Origin of the sequence: Burkholderia sp. E168m22, assembly GCF_001319805.1 — a bacterium.
Classification (GTDB): domain Bacteria; phylum Pseudomonadota; class Gammaproteobacteria; order Burkholderiales; family Burkholderiaceae; genus Burkholderia; species Burkholderia orbicola.
In genome coordinates this window covers 1-1,357 of sequence record NZ_BBSK01000167.1, presented here as the reverse complement: position 1 = coordinate 1,357, position 1,357 = coordinate 1, and the positions used below count along the sequence as shown (strand labels likewise).

The window sequence follows — 1,357 nt, the reverse complement described above, 5'->3', positions numbered from 1 at the left end:
CCTAGCAGGCTGTTGAAAAGCGCCTCGCTTTGACGGCCGGGGCAGTGTTTAAAAGGGTTTCGTATGCGATTGGCCGCTGAGTTGCAGATGGATCGTGCCGGACGTCTCGCTGGCGAGCGGCCGGCCGGCGGGTTGCCGCCGCGCAACGGCCGCGTTCGGGCGGTTCATCGCGCCGCTCCTTGTGGCACCGCTGCCAGTATTCGAGCCATTCGAGTCAGGTTGCTCGCCAGCATCGTCAGTTTGAAGTGCTGGTCGACTCGCTTGATACCGCGATACGCGGTCTGTCGAATCCTGCCGACGGTCTTGCCCCAGCCGAAGTGCTCTTCGATGCGTTTGCGAATCACTTGGCTGATGCCATAACCGGCGTGCCGCGAGGTGCGGCCGTCGATCGCGCTGCCGCCTTGATGCGCGTCGTTGCGCGCGACGTGTGGCGTCACTTTGCGCGCCCGGCAATCCCGGACAAAGTCGCGCATGTCGTAACCCTTGTCGGCGCCGAGCGTCTTGGCGTGACGACCCGGCACGCGGTCGAGCAAGCGCAACGCACTTGCGCGTTCGCCGAAACCGTCAGCGTGGCTGACCACCGCGCCGACCACCAAGCCCGAGCGGTTCTCCATCAGGATGTGCCCCTGATAACAAAGGATGGCTCCGCTTTGCCGCCCCTTGCGGAACAGGCGTGCGTCCGGATCGGTGCTCGATTCATGCGTATCGTTGCTGCGCCGCTTGCCCTTCCAGTCGGTGTCGACATTGCGACCACCGCCGGCTGGTGGATCGTCCGAGCCGTCCTTGGGCCGAAAGCTCTTGTGGCTGGCCCAAGCCTGGATCAGCGTGCCATCGACCGAGAAGTGTTCTCTGGACAGCAGCCCTTGCTTGTCGGCCAAGCTCATGACTTCGGTAAAGAACGCTTCGACCACTTCGTGCTCGAGCAGACGATCACGGTTCTTGGAGAACACCGAGTGGTCCCAGACGGCGTCTTCGATCGCCAGTCCGACGAACCAACGGAACAGCAGGTTGTAGCGCATCTGTTCCATCAACATGCGCTCGCTGCGCACCGAGTACAGCACCTGCAGCAGCAATGCACGCAGCAGTTTCTCCGGCGCAATCGACGCACGGCCGCTATCCGCGTAGATCGTGCCAAACAGCCCATTGAGCCGCTTCAGCGCTTGATTGACCAGCAGCCGAAGCGGCCGCAACGGGTGATCGGCCGGCACGAAGTCCTCCAGCTTCACCGTCGTAAACAGCGGTTCTTGCATCTCGTCCATTCCGCGCATCGCTCTCGTCTGCCCAAGATCATGAACACGATATCTCTAACGCACCGCCCTCAGCGCCCGTTTACACCGTTCCGAATTTCAACAGCCTG

At 62.3% G+C, this 1,357-nt stretch carries 1 protein-coding gene; it reads right to left on the bottom strand.

Features of this window, described 5'->3' with window-relative positions; all coding sequences use genetic code 11:
* Positions 1–164: 164 nt before the first annotated feature.
* Complete coding sequence (locus AP428_RS34225) at positions 165–1,259, bottom strand: IS5 family transposase (protein WP_078041952.1); 1,095 nt, start codon at positions 1,257–1,259, stop codon at positions 165–167.
* Positions 1,260–1,357 lie beyond the last annotated feature (98 nt).

What these genes read in the sequence shown, in the direction of transcription:
- AP428_RS34225 (WP_078041952.1), bottom strand. Translation starts at nt 1,259, where the DNA reads ATGGACGAGATGCAAGAACCGCTGTTTACGACGGTGAAGCTGGAGGAC.